This window comes from Rathayibacter sp. VKM Ac-2879, from assembly GCF_015351245.1.
In the GTDB taxonomy this organism is placed as follows: domain Bacteria; phylum Actinomycetota; class Actinomycetes; order Actinomycetales; family Microbacteriaceae; genus Rathayibacter.
On record NZ_JADKSO010000001.1, the window covers coordinates 176,526 to 197,981 of the forward strand.

Here is a 21,456-nt window from a genome sequence, read left to right on the forward strand (position 1 = left end):
GAATCACACGGACGTAGTTCTCCCCAGTGTTAACAACTCTGTGGATAACTTCCTCCCCAGACGGCGGGAGGACCGCTGGGAGCGCCCCGCACGACGCCTGCACGGCTTCCGCGGGTCAGCCCAGGACGTATGCCCCGGCCGTGAGAGCGACAAGACCCACCCCGACCAGACCAATGAGGAGGTTCTGCGTCCTCCGCTGCGAGAGCTGGCGCGTCTTGGTGTAGACGAAGCCGATGAGGGCTCCCGCCACGAGACCGCCGACGTGCGCCTGCCAGGCGACGTTCATCCCTGGGAGGAAGCCGATCACCAGGTTCAAGCCCACCAGGACCAGCAGTTGCGAGGCCTGTCCACCCAAGTGGCGGATGATCACGAGGTACGCACCCATCAGACCGAAGATCGCACCGGAGGCGCCGATCACGGAGGTCAGCGGGTCAGCGAGCAGCAGCACGCCGACCGAGCCCGCGAAGCCGCTGAGCAGGAAGAGCGCCAGGTAGCGTCCCCGCCCGAGCATCCGCTCGAGCACCATCCCGAACACCCACAGCGTGTACATGTTGAGCGCGAGATGGAACGGGATCACGACGAAGAGAGAGGTGCTGTGGAGGAACACCGAGGTGAGCATCCGCCACGGCTCGAATCCCGCACCGAAACCGGGGAGAGTGTAGGCCGGTGCGTACAAGAGCTCGGACAGCACGATGTTCCCGACCACGGGCAGGATCTCGAGCACCCACATGAAGACGCAGAGCGCAATGATCGCGTACGTCACTGTCGGCTGGTCGGCGCGCGTCATCGCGCGCACGCGACTAACGAGCGGGCTGCGCGTCCTCGGGGCGGTGGCCCGCTGCTGTGCCATGTCGTCGGGGCAGATCACGCCGACCGGAGCCTGCGTTTGACACTCGCCGCAGATGGTGCGTCCGCACCGCTGGCAGCGCACGAAACTCTGCCGATCGGGGTGGCGATAGCAGGAGTACGCGCTGCTGGGCGGGACCTGGGTCACGGGCGTGCCTCCGGTGAGAACGAGGGCCGGGCCCTCACGGACCCGGCCCTCGAGTGAGTGGTGGACGAGGCGATCAGGCCTCGGTGATCTCGACGCTCTCGATCACGACGTCATCGAGCGGCTTGTCGCGCCCATCGGTCGGGACCGTCGAGAGCGTCTGCACGAGCTTCTTGGACTCGTCGTCGGCGACCGCGCCGAAGATGGTGTGCTTGCCCTGAAGCCAGGTGGTCGGCGCGACGGTGATGAAGAACTGCGAGCCGTTCGTCCCCCGACCGGCCTGCTTGCCGGCGTTGGCCATCGCGAGGATGTAGGGCTGCGTGAAGTCGAGCTCGGGGTTGATCTCGTCGTCGAACTGGTAGCCCGGTCCCCCGATGCCCTGACCGAGCGGGTCGCCGCCCTGGAGCATGAAGTCCGGGATGACACGGTGGAAGACCGTGCCGTCGTAGAGCGGCTCCGTGGTCTTCGCACCGGTGGCCGGATGCGTCCACTCGATCTCGCCGGTCGCGAGACCGACGAAGTTGCGGACCGTCTTGGGAGCGTGGTTCCCGTAGAGGTTGACGACGATGTCGCCCTTGTTGGTATGGAACGTCGCGACTGCGGTGTGCAAAGGCATGCGGGGATTCTCGCACAGCGCGCATGGTGGGCTCCGCAACACCGCGTGTCAATGCGCTGGGTGCGCGATGCGGACCCCGATCGATGAGTGGCAGTATTGAGGAGTTCGCTGCTCGTAGCCGATGGAGGACCAAGTGGGTCTGTCACGTAAGCACAAGAAGGATCTCAAGCGTCTCCGCAAGAACGCCGAGGCGGTCTGGAGCGAGCAGCAGGAGGTTCTGGCGCATGCCGCCTCCGTTCTCGAGAAGAGCCGCCGCCACGCGACGAAGTACGCCAAGAAAGAGGTCGTGCCGCTCGTCAAGGACACGTATCGCTCGCGCGTGAAGCCGGTGTACGACAGCGGCGTGTCCGCGGTCGAGGGTGGCTACTCCTCCGCCCGCGACGCCTACGCCAAGAAGGTGTTGCCGACGGTGCTCGCGCTGGGCGGCACGGCGGCTGCCGCGTTCGAGGCCGCGAAGGACTCGAAGAACCGCGCCAAGCTCGCCGAGATATCGAAGGCACGCTGGGAGGAACTCACCACTCCCCCGAAAAAGAAGAACACGGCGGGCACCGTTTTCGCGATCGGCGCCGCGCTCGTGGCCGTCGGCGGCATCGGCTACGCCGTATGGCAGACGTTCCGCGCCGACGACGAGCTGTGGGTCGCCGAGGATGAGCCGGAGAGCGCCGCGCAGAACGCGGCATCGACCGCCTCCTGACGCACTCGCCTCCTGACGCTCTGATCGAAGGGTCGGGCCCTTACCGGGTCCGGCCCTTCGGCGTGTCCCCGCGACACCGGGCCAGCTAGGCTGCTGCGGTGGACATCCGGGTCGCCGCCTACGGCGTCATCATCGACGGCGACCGCGTGCTGCTTGCGCACTGGAGTCAAGGACCGTGGGCCGCGTGGACCCTCCCCGGTGGGGGCATCGATCGGGGCGAGGCGCCCGCCGATGCAGCGATTCGCGAGATCTTCGAGGAGACGGGTTACGACGCCGAGCTCGATGCCCTCATCGGAGTCGACTCCCACGTGATTCCGGCGCATCGGCGGAGCGATCCCGACGCGGGTCCGCTTCACGCGATCCGCGTCGTCTACCGCGCGCACGTGGTCGGTGGTCAGCTCACTCACGAGCTCGACGGATCCACCGATGCTGCCGCGTGGTTTCCGCTCGCCGAGGTGGAGGAGCTCGAGCGCGTCGAGCTCGTCGACGCGGCGCTCACGATGAACGAGGCATGGCTCCTCCGATGACACTTCAGCGCGAGTCCGCTCCTCGTCCGGACGGTGACTCCGCTGTGATCGTCGAGCTCTACACCTCCGCCTTCTGCGGCGCCTGCCACGCGGCGCGATCCGTACTCGAGCGGGTGGCCGAACTCGTGCCGTCCGTCGAGATCCGCGAACTCGATGTCGCATTCCGACCGGTCGACGCGGAGGCTGCGGGCATCCGCATGACGCCGACTGTCGTGGTTCGCCGAGGGAACGGGGATGTCGTGTTCCGCGCGGAGGGGGCTCCGTCCCTCCCCCAGGCCCTCGCCGCCCTCGCGCTGGCCATGCCGCCCGTGCCGTAGCGTGACCGGAGACGGCCGGGCGCGGAATCGCTTCGTCATCGCGAGCGGTGGGATCGTGATCGCCTCGCTCTCCGCGCTGATCCTCTCGGGCTGCGCCGCCGACGCCGTGACGGAGGCCACTGTCGGGATCGGGCGCGGCGGTCAGCGGGCCGAGGTCATGGGCGTGGTTGCGGTGTGCTCGGGAGTCGTGGACGGGCTCGACCTCTCGGCCGCCGATACGGCTCCGCTGCCGATCGGTGACCGCCTGCGGCATATCACCCGGTGGGTCTCACCCGATCCGGTGACCGATCTCGGGGAGACTGATCTCGCCGGCCCCACGCGGTGGCCCGCCGACACCGAGATCGAGCAGTTCGGCCTGGGCGTGGACTACTCGCTCGCCCCCTATACGACGAATCGCTCGGTGCTCTCGCGGCCCGTCGTCTTCCGAGCCGAACAGTTCGACACGCTCTCGGTTGGCGAGGTCATCGTCGGAGGCATCCGCGATGGCACGTCCGAGACCCTGTCGATCCGGGAGTTCCTCGGCCGTGCCTGCGAGCCCCGGTGAACGGCGACGCCTTCGAGACGCTGCGAGCCACAAAGCGCGCGTTGAGGGATCGGCGGCTGTCGAGTGATGTGTGGAGCCTAGGAGATTCGAACTCCTGACATCCTGCTTGCAAAGCAGGCGCTCTACCAACTGAGCTAAGGCCCCGGGCCGGCGCCGGACGGATCCTGCGCGAAGAGTCGGACGGCCCGCCACCGCGAGGTGTCGGGCCGTTCGGCACGGGTGGGGGTACCAGGACTTGAACCTGGGACCTCTTCATTATCAGTGAAGCGCTCTAACCGCCTGAGCTATACCCCCGAAATGGCCAGATGAGACTCTACCCGACGTCGCGTCAGAAACCCAATCGGCCGAGACGCGGCTACTGATTGGTGAAGCCGACCAGCAGACCACCGGTGATCTTGACGCTGAGGTTGTACAGCAGCGCCACGATCGCCCCGAGCGCCGTGGTCACGATCGTGTTGAGCACGGCCACGACGATCGCGAAGCCCATCACCTGGGGGAGGGAGATGACCGTGTTGAGATCGAACGCCTCCGCACCCGCGATCTCCTGCACCAGACCGTTCACCTGGTTGAACACGCCGGTCTGCGCGAGCACCGTGTAGACGAGGTAGGTGACCACGATCGTGATGATCGCGAGCGTCAGCCCCAGGAGGAACGAGAGCTTCACCGCCGACCAGAAGTCGACGTAGACCAGCTTCAGACGGACCTGCTTCGCCGCCGGGCTCTTCGCGGACTTCTTGGCGAGCTTCTCGGCGACGGTGCTACTCATCTACTGACCCATCCTCCTCCGACACCGGAGTGGACTCGGCCGGCGCCGCGGCGTCGGGATCCTCGTCCTGGGCGTCGAGATTGCGTTCGGTGTTCTTGGCGAGTGCGATGATGCGATCATCCTCGGCGAATCGTGCGAAGACGACCCCCATCGTGTCGCGACCCTTGGCCGGTACCTCGGCCACGGCAGAGCGTACCACCTTGCCGCTGGCCAGGACCACGAGGACCTCGTCGTCCTCTCCGGTGATGATCGCACCCACCAGGTCGCCCCGCTTCTCTTCGAGCTTGGCGACCTTGATGCCCAGACCGCCGCGCCCTTGCAGGCGGTACTGGTCGACGGCCGTGCGCTTGGCGTATCCGCCCTCGGTGACCACGAAGACGAAGCCCTCGTCGGTGACGACGTTGGCGTCGAGGAGGCGATCCTCGCCGCGGAACGACATGCCCATCACCCCCGACGTCGAGCGGCCCATGGGCCGTAGCGCCTGGTCGGTCGCGGTGAACCTGATCGACATGCCTTTGCGCGAGACGAGCAGCACATCGCTGTCCTCCTCGACGAGGAGCGCCGAGACCAGCTCATCGCCCTCGCGAAGCTTGATCGCGATGATGCCCCCGGAGCGGTTGGTGTCGTACTCGGCCAGGGCCGTCTTCTTCACCAGTCCGTCGCGCGTCGCGAGCACGAGATAACGCGCCGCCTCGTAGTCGCGGATGTCGAGGATCTGCGCGATCTGCTCGCCCGGCTCCAACGCGAGCAGGTTGGCGATGTGCTGCCCCTTGGCATCGCGACTCGCCTCTTGGAGCTCGTAGGTCTTCGCACGGTAGACGCGGCCGGTGTTCGTGAAGAAGAGGAGCCAGTGGTGGGTGGTCGTCACGAAGAAGTGCTCAACGATGTCGTCGGCCTTCAGCTGGGCGCCGCGCACTCCGCGACCGCCGCGGTGTTGTGCCCGGTAGGAGTCGCTGCGGGTGCGCTTGAGATAGCCGCCGCGGGTGACCGTGACCACCATCTCCTCCTCGGGGATGAGGTCCTCGACGCTCATGTCGCCGTCGAAGCCGAAGAGGATCTCGGTGCGCCGGTCGTCGCCGAAGCGATCGACGATCTCGTCGAGCTCCTCCGAGATGATCGTGCGCTGACGAGCGGGGCTCGCGAGGATCGACTTGTAGTCCTCGATCTCGGCCTGGATGCGGTCGTGCTCGTCGATGATCTTCTGACGCTCGAGGGCCGCGAGTCGACGCAGCTGCATGTCGAGGATCGCGCGGGACTGCACCTCGTCGATGTCGAGGAGTTCCATGAGGCCGTCGCGCGCCTCCTCCACGGTCGGGGAGCGGCGAATGAGGGCGATGACCTCGTCGAGCGCGTCGAGCGCCTTGAGGTAGCCGCGCAGGATGTGGATCCGCGCCTCCGCCTCGTCGAGCAGGAACTGGGTGCGGCGGACGATGACCTCGACCTGGTGGTCGACCCACGCGCGGATGAAGCCGTCGAGCGAGAGGGTGCGCGGGATGCCGTCGACGATCGCGAGCATGTTCGCGCCGAAGTTCTCTTGCAGGGGGGTGTGCTTGTAGAGGTTGTTGAGCACGACCTTGGCAACGGCGTCGCGCTTGAGGACGATCACGAGGCGCTGGCCGGTACGACCGGAGGTCTCGTCGCGGATGTCGGCGATGCCCGATACCCGGCCGTCCTTGACCAGCTCCGCGATCTTGATCGCGAGGTTGTCGGGGTTCACCTGGTACGGAAGCTCGGTAACGACAAGGCAGGTACGGCCCTGGATCTCTTCGATCGAGACCACCGCACGCATGGTGATCGAGCCACGCCCCGTGCGGTACGCATCCTGGATGCCGCGGACACCGAGGATCTGCGCGCCGGTCGGGAAATCGGGGCCTTTGATGCGCTGGAGCAAAGCCTCGAGAAGCTCCTCGCGCGTCGCCTCCGGGTTCTCGAGCGCCCACTTGGCGCCGGCCGCGACCTCGCGCAGATTGTGCGGAGGGATGTTCGTGGCCATGCCGACCGCGATGCCGACCGAGCCGTTGACCAGCAGATTGGGGAAGCGGGCCGGAAGGATGGCCGGCTCGCGGGTGCGGCCGTCGTAGTTGTCCTGGAAGTCGACGGTGTTCTTGTCGATGTCGCGGACCATCTCGAGGGCGAGCGGAGCCATCTTGGTCTCGGTGTACCGGGGGGCCGCCGCGCCATCGTTGCCGGGCGAGCCGAAATTGCCCTGCCCGAGCGCGAGCGGGTAGCGGAGGCTCCACGGCTGCACGAGGCGCACGAGCGCGTCGTAGATGGCGGAGTCGCCGTGCGGGTGGAACTGGCCCATCACGTCGCCGACAACACGCGAGCACTTCGAGAAAGCCTTGTCGGGGCGGTATCCGCCGTCGTACATGGCGTAGATCACGCGTCGGTGCACGGGCTTCAAGCCGTCGCGGACCTCGGGGAGCGCGCGCCCGACGATGACGCTCATGGCGTAGTCGAGATACGAACGCTGCATCTCGAGCTGCAGATCGACGGGCTCGATCTTGTCGTGGCCGTGGATCACGACGCCGGTCTCGGTGATGATCTCGTCGCCGTCGGCCGGTCCGGTGGGGGTGTCTGCTTCGTCTGCCATGTCTCTGTCTTCTCAGCTCGTCGCGCGCGGACGCGATCCTTCTCGTCGGGTCATCCGGAGGGTCAGATGTCCAAGAACCGGACGTCCTTCGCGTTCTTCTGGATGAAGGAGCGGCGCGACTCGACGTCCTCGCCCATCAGGGTCGAGAAGACCTCGTCGGCGGCGGCCGCGTCATCGAGGGTGACCTGCAGGAGGGTGCGGGTCGCCGGGTCCATCGTGGTCTCCCACAGCTCCTTGTAGTCCATCTCGCCGAGACCCTTGTAGCGCTGGATCCCGTTCTCCTTGGGTATGCGCTTGTTGGTCGCCACGCCGTGGGCGAGCAGCGCGTCGCGCTCACGGTCGCTGTAGACGTACTCGTGGGGCGAGTTCGACCACTTGAGCCGGTACAGCGGCGGTTGCGCGAGATAGACATAGCCGAGGTCGATCAGCGGACGCATGTACCGAAACAGCAGCGTCAGCAGGAGCGTCGTGATGTGCTGGCCGTCGACGTCGGCGTCGGCCATCAGGATGATCTTGTGGTACCTGGCCTTGTCGGGGTTGAAGTCCTCCCCGATGCCGGCGCCGAACGCGGTGATCATCGCCTGGACCTCGTTGTTGCCGAGCGCCCGGTCGAGCCGCGCCTTCTCGACGTTGAGGATCTTGCCGCGCAAGGGGAGGATGGCCTGCATCTCGGGGTTGCGGCCCTGGGCCGCGGACCCTCCCGCCGAGTCGCCCTCGACGATGAAGATCTCCGAGATCGACGGATCCTTCGACTGGCAGTCTTTGAGCTTGCCCGGCATGCCGCCGCCCTCGAGGAGGCCTTTGCGTCGCGCTGTCTCGCGCGCCTTCCGCGCCGCCATGCGGGCAGTGGCGGCCTGGATCGCCTTGCGGATGATGTCTTTCGCCTGGCTCGGATTGCGATCGAACCAGTCGGCGAGCTGCTCGCCGGCCACGCGCTGGACGAACGCCTTGGCCTCGGTGTTGCCGAGCTTGGTCTTGGTCTGTCCCTCGAACTGCGGCTCGCCGAGCTTGATCGAGACGACGGCGGTGAGCCCCTCGCGGATGTCGTCGCCGGAGAGGTTCTCGTCCTTCTCTTTGAGGAGGTTGTTCGCGCGCGCGTAGCGGTTGACGAGCGTCGTCAGTGCCGCACGGAACCCCTCCTCGTGTGTGCCGCCCTCGTGGGTGTTGATCGTGTTCGCGTAGGTGTGGACGCTCTCGGTGTACGCGGTCGTCCACTGCATCGCGACCTCGAGCGAGATGCGACGCTCGGTGTCCTCTGACTCGAAGTCGATGATCTCCGAGTGCACAAGGTCGGACTTCTTGAGCGAGTTGATGTACTCGACGTAGTCGACGAGGCCCTTCTCGTAGTGGAAGACGTCGCTGCGGGCACCTGAGGTCTCGTCTTCTCCCTCGCCGTCGAACTCGACCTCGTTCTCGTCGGTCAGAGCGATGCGGAGGCCCTTGTTGAGGAAGGCCATCTGCTGGAAACGGGCCCGCAGGGTCTCGTAGTCGAACTCGATGGTCTCGAAGATCTCGGCGTTGGGCCAGAAGGTGATGATCGTGCCGGTCTCGTCCGTGGCTTCGCCCTGCTCGAGGGGGGCATCCGGCACACCGTCGCTGAAGCTCATCCGGTAGGCGGCGCCCTGACGCTTGACCTCGACCTCGAGGCGTGTCGAGAGCGCGTTGACGACGGAGGAGCCGACGCCGTGGAGACCGCCGGAGACCGCATAGCCGCCTCCACCGAACTTGCCGCCCGCGTGCAGCACCGTCAGCACGAGCTCGACGGTCGAGATGCCCTCCGTCGGGTGGACGTCGACGGGGATGCCGCGGCCGTTGTCGGCGACGGTGACGCCTCCGTCGGCGAGCATGACGACCTCGATGTTGTCGCAGTAGCCTGCGAGCGCCTCATCGACCGCGTTGTCGACGATCTCGTAGACCAGATGGTGCAGACCACGGGGGCCTGTCGAGCCGATGTACATGCCGGGGCGTTTACGCACCGCTTCGAGGCCCTCAAGGACCTGAATCTGATTGGCACCGTAGTCGCCGGACGACTTCGTCGACATCCCCTGGGAAGGAGCGGCCGTGCCGTTCTCCTCCTGGTCGATCGTTGCGGGTGACGGGGAGTCGTTCGGCTCGGCTGTCATGGCTGTTGAGTTCTCCTCTGACGGTCCGTCGCGGCGCGCGCGGTGGTCTGGAGACCTCCCACGGGGATGCGTCGCTACGATTCGGCGGCCCTCCATTCTATCGCGTGAGGGGGCGGTCGGAGGCGCTGAGAGGCGATCTGCGGCGCGAAAGATCGCCGGTCGACCGAAAATGCGTCGTCAGCCGTAGGTATCGCGCGGACCACGCCCTGGAATCGACCTGGGGCCCTTTTTCCAGTTCGGGACGTCCGGGCCTTGGAAACGGATCGACGCGATGCCCGCCTGGGGGAAGTTGACGGCGATGTGGTTCATGATCTCGACCCGCATCAGTCGCAGCTGGGTCGTCCACGCCGTCGATTCGCAAGCGACCGTGAGCACGCCGTCCGTCACGCCGACTGGAGTGGAGTGCCTCGCGGTCTCCTCGCCGGCGATCGCGGTCCATGACGCCATCAGATCGCCCTGCGCCAGCGGCGCCGTCCACCCGAGCTTCACGGTGAGGGAGTCGAGGACATCGCCGAGGTCGTGCGGGTCGCGACCCGAGCCGAACGGAGCCGCATCACCCTTCGGCTCGGCGCGCTCGACGGTCTTGCGCACACGGCGCGGACCGTCGGCGCCGAACACCTCCTTGAGGTGACGGTACACACGCGCGGCCTCGGACTCGGGGACGGGGGAGCCGCGGCGCCCGGGGTCAGTCATCGCCCTGCCCCGGCGGATCGTCGCCGTCCACGATCCGACCCGCCTCGATCCGCACGGTGTGCGCCGCGAGCGCCTCGGGAACGTCGTCGAACACGGCCGCGGTGATGAGCACCTGCTCGTAGTCGGCGACGACGGAGGCGAGGCGCTCACGCCTCCGCGCATCGAGCTCCGCAAACACGTCGTCGAGGATGAGCACCGGATCGCCCATGGGGGAGTCTCGACGGAGCAGTTCGGCCGCTCCGAGCTTGAGGGCGAGCGCGAACGACCAGCTCTCGCCGTGACTCGCGTAGCCCTTGGCCGGGAGCTCGTTCAGTTCGAACTGCACGTCGTCGCGATGCGGGCCGACCAGGGAGAGCCCGCGATCGAGCTCCCGGCGACGTACGCCCTCCAAGGCGGAGGCGAAGGCCTCGGCCAGACCTTCTCCGGCCGTCGGCGAGGGGGAGGAGACCTCCACAGGCTCGCCCTCGTCGTCGACCGCGCCCTCGATGCTCAGCCGCGAACGCAGGACCGGTCGCTGGTCGGCTCCCGCCACCGCCTCGTACGCCGAGCGAACGGGACCGCTCAGCTCGCCGATCAGCGACAGACGCGACTGGACGATCTCGGTGCCGAGCGCGATCAGCCGCTCGTCCCAGATGTCGAGCGTGCCGAACTTCGCGGGATCGCGGAGACCGCTGGCCCGGGCCGACTTGAGCAGCGACGTGCGCTGACGCAGCACCCGCTCGTAGTCGGCCTGCACGGCACTCATTCGGGGCGAGCGGAGGACCACGAGCTGGTCGAGGAAACGACGCCTCACCGAGGGGTCGCCTCGGATCAGGAGGAGATCCTCCGGCGCGAAGAGAACGCTCGAGAAGAAGCGGGGCAGCTCGCGCGGCTTGATGCCGCCCCGGTTGATCTGCGCCCGGTTGGGGGAGGAGCGGTTGATCTGCACCTCCGCGAGCAGCTCGCGCTCGCCGTTGCGGAGGCGGGCCCGGACCACTGCGCTGTCCCGGCCGGACCGGATCAGCGCCTGGTCGCTGGAGACGCGGTGCGAGCCGAGGGTCGAGAGGTAGCCGAGCGACTCCACCAGGTTGGTCTTGCCCTGCCCGTTGCGCCCGACGAAGAGGTTGGGCCCCGGGACGAGCTCGACGTCGACCGACTCGTAGTTCCGGAAGTCGCTGAGCGCCAGCTGCGTCACCCGCACGTCGCCACCTCCGTCCCTCTCTCAGCCACGACAGTCCGGTGCGGCCGGAAGCCCGCCACCCCGTGAGAGCATTCCCGCTTCACGGCGGCGACGGGTCGCAGTCCATTCCCGATTCTGCGGAACGCTGCCGCCGTGAGGGCTCCCGACGGCAATCCGAGCCGGAGGACTCAGTCGACCGCTTTGACGGAGTGCCCGCCGAACTGGTTGCGCAGCGCCGCGACCGCCTTCATCGCGGGGGAGTCCTCTTGGCGCGAGACGAAGCGCGCGAAGATGGAGGCGCTGATCGTGGGCACCGGGACGGCGTTGTTGATCGCCTCCTCGATGGTCCAGCGGCCTTCACCCGAGTCCTGCACGTAGCCCTCGATGTTCTTGAAGTCCGGGTCCTGCTCGAGCGCACGGACGAGGAGCTCGAGCAGCCAGGAGCGTACGACCGTGCCGCGCTGCCACGCCTTGAACGTGCCGGTGACGTCCTTGATGATGTCGCTGCGGGTCTCGAGGAGCTCGTAGCCCTCGGCGAACGCTTGCATCAGCGCGTACTCGATGCCGTTGTGGACCATCTTCGCGTAGTGGCCGGCGCCGACCTCGCCGACGTGGACGAAGCCCTCCTCACGGGGACCCTCGGGGCGCAGCGCGTCGAACACCGGCATGGCGTAGTCGACGAGTTCCTTCGGACCGCCGACCATGAGGCCATAGCCGTTCTGGAGGCCCCACACGCCGCCGGACACGCCGGCGTCGATGTAGTGGATGCCCTTGGGCTTCAGCAACGCATCGTGCTTGAAGTCCTCAGTGAAGCGCGAGTTGCCGCCGTCGATGACGAGGTCACCCTCGCTGAGCTTCTCGGAGAGATCCTGGATCACCGAGTCGGTGATCTCGCCCGCCGGCACCATCACCCAGACGATGCGGGGCGCGGGGAGGGCTGCCACCATCTCATCGAGAGAGGCCGCGTCGGAGACGTCAGGGTTGCGGTCGTAACCGGTGACCTCGAGTCCCTTCTCGCGGAGGCGGGAGCGCATGTTGTCGCCCATCTTGCCGAGGCCGACGAGTCCGATGTGCATGGGTGAACCTTCCTGGATTCGATGTCCGGCGGGCGGGCGCTCGTCGGGAGCGTAACGATCGCGGCGCTGCGATCCGAGGGCGGTGCTCAGCGCAGCAGCAGGTTGGGCTGGAGCAGGTAGCGGTAGCTGTCGCTGCCGGGCTGGTCGCGCGAGGTCTGCGCCGTGATGAGAACCGGGCCGGGCTTGTTGGGGTTCTCGGTCTTCGTGAACGAGATGCGTACGAACTCCGAGTGCACCGCGGCCAGCCCGTCGAGAAGGAACTGCGGCTTGAGGGAGACCGTCACATCGTCACCGGTCACGATCGCGTCGATGCTCTCGGAGGCCTGCGCCTGCTCGGATCCGATCGCCTCGAGGGTGAGCCCGTCGCTGCTGAAGCTGAAGCGCAGCGCGGCTTCGCGCTCGAGGACGAGCGAGACTCGGCGGGTGGCCTCGATGAGGTCGCTCGTCGCCATCACCGCGTAGTTGTCGACGGTGCCGGGGAAGAGCCGCTTCACGGGAGGGAAGTTGCCCTTGATCAGGAGCGAGGTGACCGTCTTGCGGTCGGCGGTGAACGCGATCAGCTCGCGCTCGTCGCGCTGGGTGATCGACACGGACACCGTGCCGGAGTGGCCGAAGGTCTTGCCGACCTCCTGCAGGGTGCGTGCAGGGACGAGAGCCGTGAGCGGCTGGGCGGGGGCGGCGTTGTCGCCGTTGTCCCACTCGATCTCGCGCACGGCGACGCGGTAGCGGTCGGTCGCGACGAGTCCGAGGGTGTTCTCGGTGATCTCGAGCTGCACGCCGGTGATCACGGGGGTCACGTCGTCGCGGGAGGCTGCGACAGCGACCTGTGAGATGGCGGCCGAGAACGCCTCAGCGGGCACGAGGCCCGTCGCGGCATCGATCTCGGGGATGCTCGGGTATTCCTCGACGGGCATCTGGAGGAGCGTGAAGTGCGCGGATCCGGCCGAGACCGAGACGCGCGACTCCTCCGTCGCGATGCGGACGGGCGCATTGGGCAGACGATTGGCGATGTCGGCGAGGAGGCGCCCCGACACGAGCACAGTGCCAGTCTCTTCGACGTCGGCCGCGATCTGCGTTTGAGCCGAGACTTCGTAGTCGAAGGAGGAGAGTGTCAGGCCTTCCGCGGTCGCCTCGATGAGGACGCCAGACAGAATCGGCAGAGTCGTGCGCTGCGGCAGCAACTTGACCGCGAACGACACCGCCTCGCTGAAGACATCACGGTTGGCTTGGAACCTCACGAGTACACCCCTGACGAGTCGCGGACGAAGACCGTCGCCCATCGTACCCGCCGGTCTCGTTGCTCTCGGAAGCGTGCGGACCGCGCGCGGGCTCGGACCGCTGTGGGGAGGTTGTCGATCGCCCCTTGTTAAAGAGAGAACTGCGTTAACAGTGTTAACACGTGTGGAAACTGTGGAAAACATCGCGGAGCCCTACGGCCAATGGGGATGGCGGGGGTCCTGCCCTGTGGAGGACGTGTGAGCTCGCTCGTGGACGGCCTGTGGAGGGATCAGGATCGCTCCGCTCTCCTCCACAGCTCGGTGCGCTGCCCGCACAGGTCGAGCGCGGTTGTCCACAGTTATCCACAAGTTCCTCACACTGTGGAATTCGACCGATCCGGGGGTTCAGGCGGCGCCTTCCGGGTGCGGCGAAGAGGGTGCGACGCCCGGAGAGCCCGGTCGGCTGAGGGATGCACCGGCCTCATCGCGTGCGGGGGCCGGCTTGTCGTCGTGGGACCGTCACCCCGAGCAATTGCGACGAGAGGCGCCGGCGACGGAGACAGCGGACTGACTCGCTCCCACTGGACTCCCGTCAGCACAGCACCCTGACCACCGAGAGATCATCCCGCGAGGCAAGAATGAGCAGGCGCGCCTTAGCGGTGAGTCTTGATGCGGGTGGTGAGCTCGGTGACCTGGTTGTAGATGCTCCTGCGCTCCTTCATGAGCTCCGAGATCTTCTTGTTCGCGTACATGACCGTCGTGTGGTCGCGGTTGCCGAACAGCTGTCCGATCTTGGGCAGCGAGAGGTTCGTCAGTTCGCGACACAGATACATCGCGATCTGGCGCGCGGTCGCGACGGCCTGCGAGCGGGAGGAGCCGTAGAGGTCGTCGACCGTGAGCTTGAAGTAGTCGGCGGTGTGATTGATGATGTCGACCGGCGAGATGACGTTGTCCTCGTCGAGCGTGATCAGGTCTTTCAACACGGTCTGCACGAGTGACATGTCGACCGGCGTGCGGTTCAGGCTTGCGAAGGCGGTGACGCGGATGAGAGTCCCCTCGAGCTCGCGGATGTTGCTCGACACCTTCGAGGCCATGAACTCGAGGATGTCGTCGGGGACGAGCAGCTTCTCGCTCACGGCCTTCTTGCGGAGGATCGCGATGCGCGTCTCGAGGTCCGGCGCCTGCACGTCCGTGATGAGACCCCACTCGAAGCGCGAGCGCATCCGGTCCTCGAATCCGGTCAGTGCCTTGGGAGGCAGGTCCGAGGTGATCACGACCTGCTTGTTGTGGTCGTGCAGCTGATTGAAGGTGTGGAAGAACGCCTCCTGCGTCTCGGCCTTCCCCTGCAAGAACTGGATGTCGTCGATCAGGAGGATGTCGACGTTGCGGTAGCGCCCGTGGAAGGCATTGCCCCGGTTGTTCGCGATCGAGTTGATGAAGTCGTTGGTGAACTCCTCGCTCGACACGTAGCGGACGCGGATGCCTGGGTAGAGGCTCATCGCGTAGTGGCCGATGGCGTGGAGGAGGTGGGTCTTGCCGAGCCCCGAGTCGCCGTAGACGAAGAGCGGGTTGTAGGCCTTCGCGGGAGCCTCGGCGACGGCGACGGCGGCCGCGTGCGCGAAGCGGTTGGAGCCTCCGATGACGAAGTTGTCGAAGCTGTACTTCGGGTTGAGCCGGGTGTCGGTTGCCGGAACCGTGCGCAACTCCTCGGTGACGCGGCTTGGCGTGACCGTGGCGGAGGAGCCGGTGATCGGCTCGAACGGGTTCGTCGACTCTCCCGGCGAGGGCGAGCTGAGGGGCTCGTGCTCGATGTCGGGGTTCACTACGAACGCGAAGGTCGAGACGCCGAAGGAGGAGTCGAGGGTGCCGATAGCACTGAGCAACGGTACGCGGACGCGCTGCTCGAGCATGCCGCGGGTGAACTCGTTGGGGACCTCGAGATAGAAGGTGCCCGCCATGATCCCCTTGGGCTCGACGAGCGACACGAATCCGTAGAGGGGCGCGGTGATGCGCTCGTCCTGCGAGAGGGCTCCGAGGATCACGTTCCAGGCGTCGACCATCGACGTGTCGTCTGCCATCTGTCTCCGGTCCTCGGTCGCTGCGGTGTCGCTGTCGGTTAGGTGTGTCTGGGGTTGGCTGGCACGGCCGGAGTCGGCTCGACGCGGTGTTGGGTCCTGCTGCCGGCGGGGGCGCCCGAGCGGTGTCTCCGGGCCGGCCTCTCCACAGGTCTTTCCACCGATCACGGTCGATCGCAGTGTGGGCGCGGGAGGGAGAGCATCCGTCCTGTGGATAACTGCGGCTCAACACGGTAACGAACGGAGCCGATGGGAGACAAATCCACCACAGCGACCGCGGCGTGTCAATGCACCGAACTCTGTGTCTTGACCGCAGAATCAGAGTTTGGCCTGCGGCACATTTGACCGGTGAGGGCGAAGGCCGTAGTTTTAGTCAGTTGACGCCTGCCCGGCGTCCTCTGTGCGGCCCTCGCGGGCCGGGCGAAGTCGGAGTCGGGCACCCCTTCTTCCCGGAGGATCCGGAACCCTCGACCGAGTGGTTCGGTTCGCACCGTGGAACACGTACGTGGAGAACGAATCATGAGCAAGCGAACCTTCCAGCCGAACAACCGCCGTCGCGCCAAGGTGCACGGCTTCCGTCTGCGCATGCGCACCCGCGCCGGCCGCGCCATCCTGAGCGCCCGTCGCGCCAAGGGGCGCACCGAGCTGTCCGCGTAGTACAGAGCGATACCCACCAGCGGTGCTGGCCAGAGCCAATCGCATCGTCCACGGGGGCGAGTACCGGACAGTCGTCCGTCGCGGTGTGCGGTCCACGGGACCGCACACCGTCACGTATGTCCGGAGGTCGGCCGCAGCCACCCCCGCGCGGTTCGGGTTCATCGTCGCCAAGACGGTTGGCTCGGCCGTGACCCGCAACACCGTCCGCCGCAGGCTCAAGGCCGTGGCGTTCGAACTGGTCACACAGCTCGACGTCGGCACCGACATCGTCATCCGTGCCCTGCCGAGCAGTGCGGCGGCCCCCTGGAGCGCCTTGCGCCACGAAGTGGCCGCCGCCGTCCTGCGCTCGCGTGACGCGCGGCTGAGCGGGACCGTCTCGTGACGGCCGTCGTTCCTGGGTCGGTTGGCTCGCTCGCGCGGATCGCGCACACGATTCTGCTCATCCCGCGCAATGCCGGCATTCTGCTGCTGATCGTCTATCGCGCCGTGATCTCGCCGCTGTACGGCGATGTCTGCCGGTACTACCCGTCGTGCTCCTCGTACGCGCTCCAGGCGATCCAACTCCACGGGCTCGCTCTGGGCTCCGTTCTCGGGGTTCGACGGCTCCTCCGCTGCCACCCGTGGGCGGCGGGCGGCATCGACGACGTCCCGACCTCGATTCCCCTGCACCGACCGGCTCCCGGTCGGACCCCTGTCGCTATCACGCGATTCGGGTTCGTCGTGAGTCCTCGAAAGGACTGACCCACTCCATGGACCTCCTCGGTACCATCCTCTTGCCCCTCAAATGGGTGGTCGAGCTGCTCCTCGTCGCCTTCCATCAGCTCCTCACGTTCGCGGGTCTCGAAGCGGCGGCGGGCCTCACGTGGGTCCTCTCCATCGTCGGCCTCGTGCTCGTGATTCGTGCCGCCCTGATCCCGATCTTCGTCAAGCAGATCAAGAGCCAGCGCCGGATGCTCGAAGTCGCTCCGCAGCTGAAGAAGATCCAGGACAAGTACAAGGGCAAGCGCGACCAGCTCTCTCGAGAGGCGATGTCGCGCGAGACCATGGAGCTCTACAAGCGCACGGGCACGAACCCGCTCGCCTCCTGCCTTCCGCTTCTGATCCAGATGCCGATCTTCTTCAGCCTGTTCTCGGTGCTGAACGCCGCGCAGCACAGCCAGCGCGGAGTAGGACCTCTCGACGACACTCTTGCCCGCCAGTTCGGCGAGGCCAATCTCTTCGGCGTCGCCCCCTTGCACCAGTCGATTCAGGGCGCGCTCGCCCAGGGCGGCCAGGAGCTCGTCGTCGTGATCGCGGTGACCATGGTGGTCCTCATGACCGCCTCACAGTTCATCACTCAGCTGCAGATCGTCTCGCGCAACATGTCGCCCGAGGCCAAGGCGTCGCCGACGTTCAAGCAGCAGCGGATCCTGCTCTACATCCTCCCTCTCGTGTTCGCCTTCTCGGGCTTCGCCTTCCCCCTCGGCGTCATGTTCTACTGGCTGACCTCGAACGTGTGGACGATGGTCCAGCAGTTCATCGTGATCCGGAACATGCCTACGCCTGGCAGCGAGGCAGCCAAGGCCCGCGAGGAGCGTCTGCGACGCAAGGGCAAGCTGGTCGAGGAGACGAGCGACGCCGGTGAGGTCCTCCTCGTCGAGAAGAAGGCCTCGCAACGCGCGCAGCCGGTCGGCAAGAACCGCTCCAAGAAGCAAGCCGGAAAGAAGTAGACCCCTCATGACCGATCCGATGCAGACTCTCGACACCACCTCGATCCCCGAGACGGAGACGACAATCGACGACTCGTCCGTCTCTCCCGAGTCCTCGCTCGCCCAGCTGGAGGACGAGGGTGACGTCGCAGCCGACTACATCGAGGAGTTCCTCGACATCTGCGATCTCGATGGAGACATCGACATCGAGGTGCGCAACGGGCGCGTCTACCTCTCGGTGACGGCATCGGGTGACTCGAACCTGCGCGTGCTCTCGAAGCCTGACGCCGTGCAGGCTCTTCAGGAGCTGACGCGCCTCGCCGTGCAGACGAAGACGGGTGCGTTCTCGCGCCTGATCCTCGACATCGGTGGCTCGCGCGACGCGCGCGAGGCCGAGCTGGCTCAGTTGGTCGACCGCGCGATCGAGCGCATCGAGCAGGGTGCGACGTCGGCCTCCCTTCCGCCGATGTCGTCCTACGAGCGCAAGCTGGTGCACGACATGGTGGGGGAGCGCGGCTTCGTCTCCGAATCGCGTGGTGAGGCGCGCGAGCGCCACACCGTCATCACCCGCGGCTGAGCCGTGGAGGCGACACTCGAGCAGGAGCCGACCGCCGCCTCCGTCATCGCCGGCGATCGGCTCCCGTTGCTGCGACGTTTCACCGCTGCTCTCGCCGAGCAGGGTGAGGAGCGTGGCCTGATCGGTCCACTCGAACTCCCGCGACTCTGGACCAGGCACGTGCTCAACAGCGCCCTGGTGGCGCCCCTGCTGCGTCCGGGAGTCGTCGGCGATGTGGGAAGTGGGGCGGGGCTTCCCGGGCTCGTGCTGGCGATCCTGCGGCCCGACGTGCAATTCGTGCTCATCGAGCCGATGGAACGTCGCGTGAGCTGGCTCGACGAGCAGATCCAGGCTCTCGATATTGACAATGTCTCAGTTGTTCGTGCGCGCGCCGAGGAGGTGTCGCTGAGCACGCCGCTCGACCAGGTGACCGCTCGCGCGGTGAGCGCCCTGTCGAAGCTCATTCCCTGGACCGCGCCATTGCTTCGTCCGGGTGGAGAGCTGGTGCTGCTCAAGGGCGTCGGCGCCGAGAGGGAGATCGCGGCGGCCGAGAAGCAGATCCGTCGCTTCCGGCTCTCGCCGCCGGAGGTTCTCGTGCTCGGAGAGGGCGTGCTCTCTGAGGTGACGAGGGTCGTCCGAGCTACAGTGGGATGATCGCCACGACGTCGTCCGTGATCTCCGAATCCGCGACCGTCGACTCCTCGGTGCTGCACGCCCGTCCCACCCGCTGAGCGAAGGTTTCACGTGAAACAATCCGATGCCACCGGCCTGTCCGGAGGATTCGACTCCTCGACGCCGCTTGCCCGCGAGATCGCGGATATGACACGGCGTCGTGCGCTCCTCGCCGCACAGGCGCTACCGAAGCCGGAGTCGACTCGCGTCATCACCATCTCGAATCAGAAGGGTGGGGTGGGCAAGACGACCACGACGGTCAATCTGGCCGCGGGGCTCGCGCGGGGCGATGCGAAGGTGCTCGTCATCGATCTCGATCCGCAGGGCAATGCCTCCACGGCGCTCGGCATCGAACATCGTGCCGAGACCGCGAGCGTCTACGACGTCATCGTGAACGACACCCCGCTCGCCGATGTCGTGCAGAGGAGCCCCGAGTTCCCGACGCTGTACGGTGTTCCGGCGACGATCCACTTGGCCGGCGCCGAGATCGAGCTGGTCTCGCTCGTCGCGCGCGAGCAGCGCCTCCGCCGCGCACTCGATCGCATGCTCGAGTCGATGGCGGAGCCCTTCGACTATGTCTTCATCGATTGCCCGCCATCGCTCGGTCTCCTGACGATCAACGCCTTCGTCGCCGCGCGAGAGGTACTGATCCCGATCCAGTGCGAGTACTACGCGCTGGAGGGCCTCAGTCAGCTCCTGAAGAACATCGACCTGATCGAGCGCCATTTGAACCCGAATCTCGGCGTCTCGACGATTCTCCTGACGATGTTCGACGGGCGCACCAATCTGTCGAACCAGGTGGCGGCCGACGTCCGTGAGCATTTCCCGAAGGAGGTGCTGCGGGCCGTGATTCCGCGCAACGTGCGCATCTCGGAGGCACCGAGCTACGGACAGAGCGTGATCAGCTACGATCCGCAGTCGTCGGGCTCGCTCGCCTACCTGGAGGCGGCGGCGGAGATCGCCCGCCGCGGCGCTCCGAAGATGAGTCAGAACGAAGGAGAGGTGCGCTGATGGCCACGAAACGGACAGGTCTCGGCCGGGGTATCGGTGCCCTCATTCCCACCGGTGACGAGGCTCGGTCTCGGCCGGTCGACGTTTTCTTCCCCGACCAGGTCGGCGATGCGGCGCGTTCGGAGGAGCTGTTGGAGGTCCCCGGCGCGCGACTCGCCCGTCTTCCCCTCACGGAGATCGTGCCCAACGCCGCGCAGCCGCGCTCGGTGTTCGACGAGGACGATCTGGCCGAGCTCGTGCACAGCATCCGTGAGTTCGGCGTGCTGCAGCCCGTCGTCGTGCGTCCCGTCACGGGGCGCAAGGGTGCCAAGTATGAGCTCGTGATGGGAGAACGGCGCTTCCGCGCCTCCAAGGCGGCTGGCCTCACCACCATTCCGGCGGTGGTGAAGGATACGGCCGATGAGAACATGCTTCGTGACGCGCTTCTCGAGAATCTTCACCGCGCGGAGCTGAATCCCCTGGAAGAGGCGTCTGCGTACCAGCAGCTTTTGAGTGACTTCGGCATCACTCAGGAGGCTCTCGCAACGCGCCTGGGACGGTCCCGCCCGCAGATCTCGAACACGCTCCGCCTCCTCCGCCTGCCCACCGAGCTGCAGACGCGCGTCGCTGCGGGGGTGTTGAGCGCTGGACATGCGCGAGCAGTCCTCTCTCTCGACGACGAGGAGCTGATGCGTCGGCTTGCCGACAAGATCGTGAACGAGGATCTTTCCGTGCGCGCTGCCGAGGCCGCCGCTGCTCAGCTGAAGGCTCCTCGGGCGACGAAGCGCGGGGAGCTGGAGGAGGAAGGCGGGCACGCCGGTCACCTCGCCTCGATTGCCGAACATCTGGGAGATCGCCTGAACACGCGAGTGAAGGTGACCTTGGGTGCGCGAAAGGGCCAGGTTGTGATCGACTTCGCGACGATTCGCGACCTCAATCGCATCCTCTCAGAATTGGGAGAGCCGAACGAGGTCTCCCTCGCCCCGTAGCCGTTTCACGTGAAACGGCGCGTCACGGTGTCGCGCTTCCTTGCAGTGCGAACATCGTTGTGGGGGAGTCGGGGTGGGGGTGCGCGCGGTGACGTGGGTGGCCCGCGCCGACTTCTCATCGACGTTTCACGTGAAACGGCATGTTCTCACTGAGCAGAGTGGCAACGTGGGGGAATGCCCCGTACTTCAGCTCCGTCAGTCCCTCGTTGGTTCCTCTCGCTTGTGCCCGTGCGGCCCCCGGATTCGGGTTCGCAGACGTCGACGCAGCCTGGGGTGTCATGGCCCACCGAGCGGAGGACATTCGCGGCAGTATTCCCGCGTGGAGGCGGGCGCTGTTTCCGCCCTCCTGATGTCGTTCAGTGCGCACCCCACAGTGATCGGCGCGCAGTCTGATGGTCGATCATCGGTCACCGTGTGAGCACAGACCGTGTACGCTCATACCGTGTGCGGCCTGACCGAGCAGCTCGTCTGCTGGATCTGCGGCGCGCTTGTCCTTACGCTCCAGAGGCCCGA

22 protein-coding genes and 2 tRNA genes are annotated in these 21,456 nt (G+C 66.6%); 12 read left to right on the forward strand and 12 right to left on the reverse strand.

Going from position 1 to position 21,456, the window contains the following annotated elements:
- Nucleotides 1–115: 115 nt before the first annotated feature.
- Nucleotides 116–787, reverse strand: coding sequence for a rhomboid family intramembrane serine protease (locus tag ITJ45_RS00820; RefSeq protein ID WP_323742802.1), 672 nt, complete (start codon nt 785–787; stop codon nt 116–118).
- 280 nt (nt 788–1,067) lie between these two features.
- On the reverse strand, nt 1,068–1,607 hold the full coding sequence (locus ITJ45_RS00825; protein WP_194606952.1) for a peptidylprolyl isomerase: 540 nt from the start codon (nt 1,605–1,607) through the stop codon (nt 1,068–1,070).
- A 133-nt stretch (nt 1,608–1,740) separates the two neighbouring features.
- On the opposite strand from ITJ45_RS00825, the gene ITJ45_RS00830 reads away from it, so the two are divergent.
- The 4 genes from ITJ45_RS00830 (at nt 1,741) to ITJ45_RS00845 (ending at nt 3,689) form a co-directional block, all read left to right on the forward strand.
- Nucleotides 1,741–2,301 (forward strand): hypothetical protein, encoded by a 561-nt coding sequence (locus ITJ45_RS00830; RefSeq protein ID WP_194606953.1) that lies wholly within the window; start codon nt 1,741–1,743, stop codon nt 2,299–2,301.
- Nucleotides 2,302–2,399: 98 nt separating this feature from the next.
- Nucleotides 2,400–2,828, forward strand: a complete 429-nt coding sequence (locus tag ITJ45_RS00835; protein ID WP_194606954.1) for an NUDIX hydrolase — start codon at nt 2,400–2,402, stop codon at nt 2,826–2,828.
- Nucleotides 2,825–3,145 carry a glutaredoxin family protein gene (locus tag ITJ45_RS00840; RefSeq protein ID WP_194606955.1) on the forward strand — a complete coding sequence of 107 codons (321 nt, stop codon included), beginning with the start codon at nt 2,825–2,827 and terminating at the stop codon, nt 3,143–3,145. Before ITJ45_RS00835 ends, ITJ45_RS00840 begins: the two co-directional genes overlap by 4 nt.
- A gap of 1 nt (nt 3,146) precedes the next feature.
- A complete protein-coding gene (locus ITJ45_RS00845; RefSeq protein WP_194606956.1) occupies nt 3,147–3,689 on the forward strand; it encodes a hypothetical protein in 543 nt (180 codons plus the stop codon).
- Between the two features lie 71 nt (nt 3,690–3,760).
- Here the strand turns inward: ITJ45_RS00845 and ITJ45_RS00850 are convergent.
- The 10 genes from ITJ45_RS00850 to dnaA form a co-directional block, all read right to left on the reverse strand.
- Nucleotides 3,761–3,833, reverse strand: a tRNA-Ala gene (locus ITJ45_RS00850).
- A gap of 76 nt (nt 3,834–3,909) precedes the next feature.
- Nucleotides 3,910–3,983: transfer RNA gene (locus ITJ45_RS00855), tRNA-Ile, on the reverse strand.
- A gap of 61 nt (nt 3,984–4,044) precedes the next feature.
- A complete protein-coding gene (locus tag ITJ45_RS00860; RefSeq protein WP_194606957.1) occupies nt 4,045–4,455 on the reverse strand; it encodes a DUF3566 domain-containing protein in 411 nt (136 codons plus the stop codon).
- The gene (gyrA, locus tag ITJ45_RS00865) at nt 4,448–7,048 is read right to left on the reverse strand and encodes a DNA gyrase subunit A (RefSeq protein ID WP_194606958.1); all 2,601 of its coding nucleotides are present in this window, start codon (nt 7,046–7,048) and stop codon (nt 4,448–4,450) included. Before gyrA ends, ITJ45_RS00860 begins: the two co-directional genes overlap by 8 nt.
- A 62-nt stretch (nt 7,049–7,110) precedes the next feature.
- Entirely contained in the window at nt 7,111–9,090 is a 1,980-nt protein-coding gene (gene gyrB, locus ITJ45_RS00870) for a DNA topoisomerase (ATP-hydrolyzing) subunit B (RefSeq protein WP_228493451.1), read from the reverse strand.
- A 258-nt stretch (nt 9,091–9,348) separates the two neighbouring features.
- Nucleotides 9,349–9,864, reverse strand: coding sequence for a DUF721 domain-containing protein (locus ITJ45_RS00875; protein ID WP_194606960.1), 516 nt, complete (start codon nt 9,862–9,864; stop codon nt 9,349–9,351).
- Entirely contained in the window at nt 9,857–11,044 is a 1,188-nt protein-coding gene (gene recF, locus ITJ45_RS00880; protein WP_194606961.1) for a DNA replication/repair protein RecF, read from the reverse strand. The genes ITJ45_RS00875 and recF overlap by 8 nt, the downstream gene beginning before the upstream one ends.
- 167 nt (nt 11,045–11,211) lie before the next feature.
- Entirely contained in the window at nt 11,212–12,189 is a 978-nt protein-coding gene (gnd, locus tag ITJ45_RS00885; RefSeq protein ID WP_228493453.1) for a phosphogluconate dehydrogenase (NAD(+)-dependent, decarboxylating), read from the reverse strand.
- Nucleotides 12,186–13,337: a DNA polymerase III subunit beta gene (gene dnaN / locus ITJ45_RS00890; RefSeq protein ID WP_194606963.1), complete on the reverse strand. Its 1,152-nt coding sequence runs from the start codon at nt 13,335–13,337 to the stop codon at nt 12,186–12,188. The genes gnd and dnaN overlap by 4 nt, the downstream gene beginning before the upstream one ends.
- Nucleotides 13,338–13,969: 632 nt before the next feature.
- The gene (gene dnaA / locus ITJ45_RS00895) at nt 13,970–15,394 is read right to left on the reverse strand and encodes a chromosomal replication initiator protein DnaA (RefSeq protein ID WP_194606964.1); all 1,425 of its coding nucleotides are present in this window, start codon (nt 15,392–15,394) and stop codon (nt 13,970–13,972) included.
- Between the two features lie 516 nt (nt 15,395–15,910).
- Between dnaA and rpmH the strand changes: the two genes are divergently transcribed.
- The 8 genes from rpmH (at nt 15,911) to ITJ45_RS00935 (ending at nt 20,943) form a co-directional block, all read left to right on the forward strand.
- Entirely contained in the window at nt 15,911–16,048 is a 138-nt protein-coding gene (gene rpmH, locus ITJ45_RS00900; RefSeq protein ID WP_027692766.1) for a 50S ribosomal protein L34, read from the forward strand.
- A 22-nt stretch (nt 16,049–16,070) separates the two neighbouring features.
- The gene (gene rnpA / locus ITJ45_RS00905) at nt 16,071–16,430 is read left to right on the forward strand and encodes a ribonuclease P protein component (RefSeq protein WP_194606965.1); all 360 of its coding nucleotides are present in this window, start codon (nt 16,071–16,073) and stop codon (nt 16,428–16,430) included.
- Nucleotides 16,427–16,789 (forward strand): membrane protein insertion efficiency factor YidD, encoded by a 363-nt coding sequence (yidD, locus tag ITJ45_RS00910; protein WP_323742803.1) that lies wholly within the window; start codon nt 16,427–16,429, stop codon nt 16,787–16,789. Before rnpA ends, yidD begins: the two co-directional genes overlap by 4 nt.
- Before the next feature lie 8 nt (nt 16,790–16,797).
- The gene (gene yidC, locus ITJ45_RS00915) at nt 16,798–17,757 is read left to right on the forward strand and encodes a membrane protein insertase YidC (RefSeq protein WP_194606966.1); all 960 of its coding nucleotides are present in this window, start codon (nt 16,798–16,800) and stop codon (nt 17,755–17,757) included.
- A gap of 7 nt (nt 17,758–17,764) precedes the next feature.
- Nucleotides 17,765–18,313: a protein jag gene (locus ITJ45_RS00920; RefSeq protein ID WP_228493395.1), complete on the forward strand. Its 549-nt coding sequence runs from the start codon at nt 17,765–17,767 to the stop codon at nt 18,311–18,313.
- Between the two features lie 3 nt (nt 18,314–18,316).
- The gene (rsmG, locus tag ITJ45_RS00925; protein WP_194606967.1) at nt 18,317–18,946 is read left to right on the forward strand and encodes a 16S rRNA (guanine(527)-N(7))-methyltransferase RsmG; all 630 of its coding nucleotides are present in this window, start codon (nt 18,317–18,319) and stop codon (nt 18,944–18,946) included.
- A 165-nt stretch (nt 18,947–19,111) separates the two neighbouring features.
- The gene (locus tag ITJ45_RS00930; RefSeq protein WP_194607685.1) at nt 19,112–19,975 is read left to right on the forward strand and encodes a ParA family protein; all 864 of its coding nucleotides are present in this window, start codon (nt 19,112–19,114) and stop codon (nt 19,973–19,975) included.
- A complete protein-coding gene (locus ITJ45_RS00935; protein WP_194606968.1) occupies nt 19,975–20,943 on the forward strand; it encodes a ParB/RepB/Spo0J family partition protein in 969 nt (322 codons plus the stop codon). Before ITJ45_RS00930 ends, ITJ45_RS00935 begins: the two co-directional genes overlap by 1 nt.
- Nucleotides 20,944–21,456: the final 513 nt, after the last annotated feature.

Bases quoted from the DNA above. Each gene is read 5' to 3' on its own strand.
- ITJ45_RS00820 (WP_323742802.1), bottom strand. From the start codon at position 787: ATGACGCGCGCCGACCAGCCGACAGTGACGTACGCGATCATTGCGCTC.
- ITJ45_RS00825 (WP_194606952.1), bottom strand. From the start codon at position 1,607: ATGCCTTTGCACACCGCAGTCGCGACGTTCCATACCAACAAGGGCGAC.
- ITJ45_RS00840 (WP_194606955.1), top strand. From the start codon at position 2,825: ATGACACTTCAGCGCGAGTCCGCTCCTCGTCCGGACGGTGACTCCGCT.
- ITJ45_RS00860 (WP_194606957.1), bottom strand. From the start codon at position 4,455: ATGAGTAGCACCGTCGCCGAGAAGCTCGCCAAGAAGTCCGCGAAGAGC.
- gyrA (WP_194606958.1), bottom strand. From the start codon at position 7,048: ATGGCAGACGAAGCAGACACCCCCACCGGACCGGCCGACGGCGACGAG.
- gyrB (WP_228493451.1), bottom strand. From the start codon at position 9,090: ATGTCGACGAAGTCGTCCGGCGACTACGGTGCCAATCAGATTCAGGTC.
- ITJ45_RS00875 (WP_194606960.1), bottom strand. From the start codon at position 9,864: ATGACTGACCCCGGGCGCCGCGGCTCCCCCGTCCCCGAGTCCGAGGCC.
- dnaA (WP_194606964.1), bottom strand. From the start codon at position 15,394: ATGGCAGACGACACGTCGATGGTCGACGCCTGGAACGTGATCCTCGGA.
- rpmH (WP_027692766.1), top strand. From the start codon at position 15,911: ATGAGCAAGCGAACCTTCCAGCCGAACAACCGCCGTCGCGCCAAGGTG.
- yidC (WP_194606966.1), top strand. From the start codon at position 16,798: ATGGACCTCCTCGGTACCATCCTCTTGCCCCTCAAATGGGTGGTCGAG.
- ITJ45_RS00920 (WP_228493395.1), top strand. From the start codon at position 17,765: ATGACCGATCCGATGCAGACTCTCGACACCACCTCGATCCCCGAGACG.
- ITJ45_RS00930 (WP_194607685.1), top strand. From the start codon at position 19,112: ATGACACGGCGTCGTGCGCTCCTCGCCGCACAGGCGCTACCGAAGCCG.
- ITJ45_RS00935 (WP_194606968.1), top strand. From the start codon at position 19,975: ATGGCCACGAAACGGACAGGTCTCGGCCGGGGTATCGGTGCCCTCATT.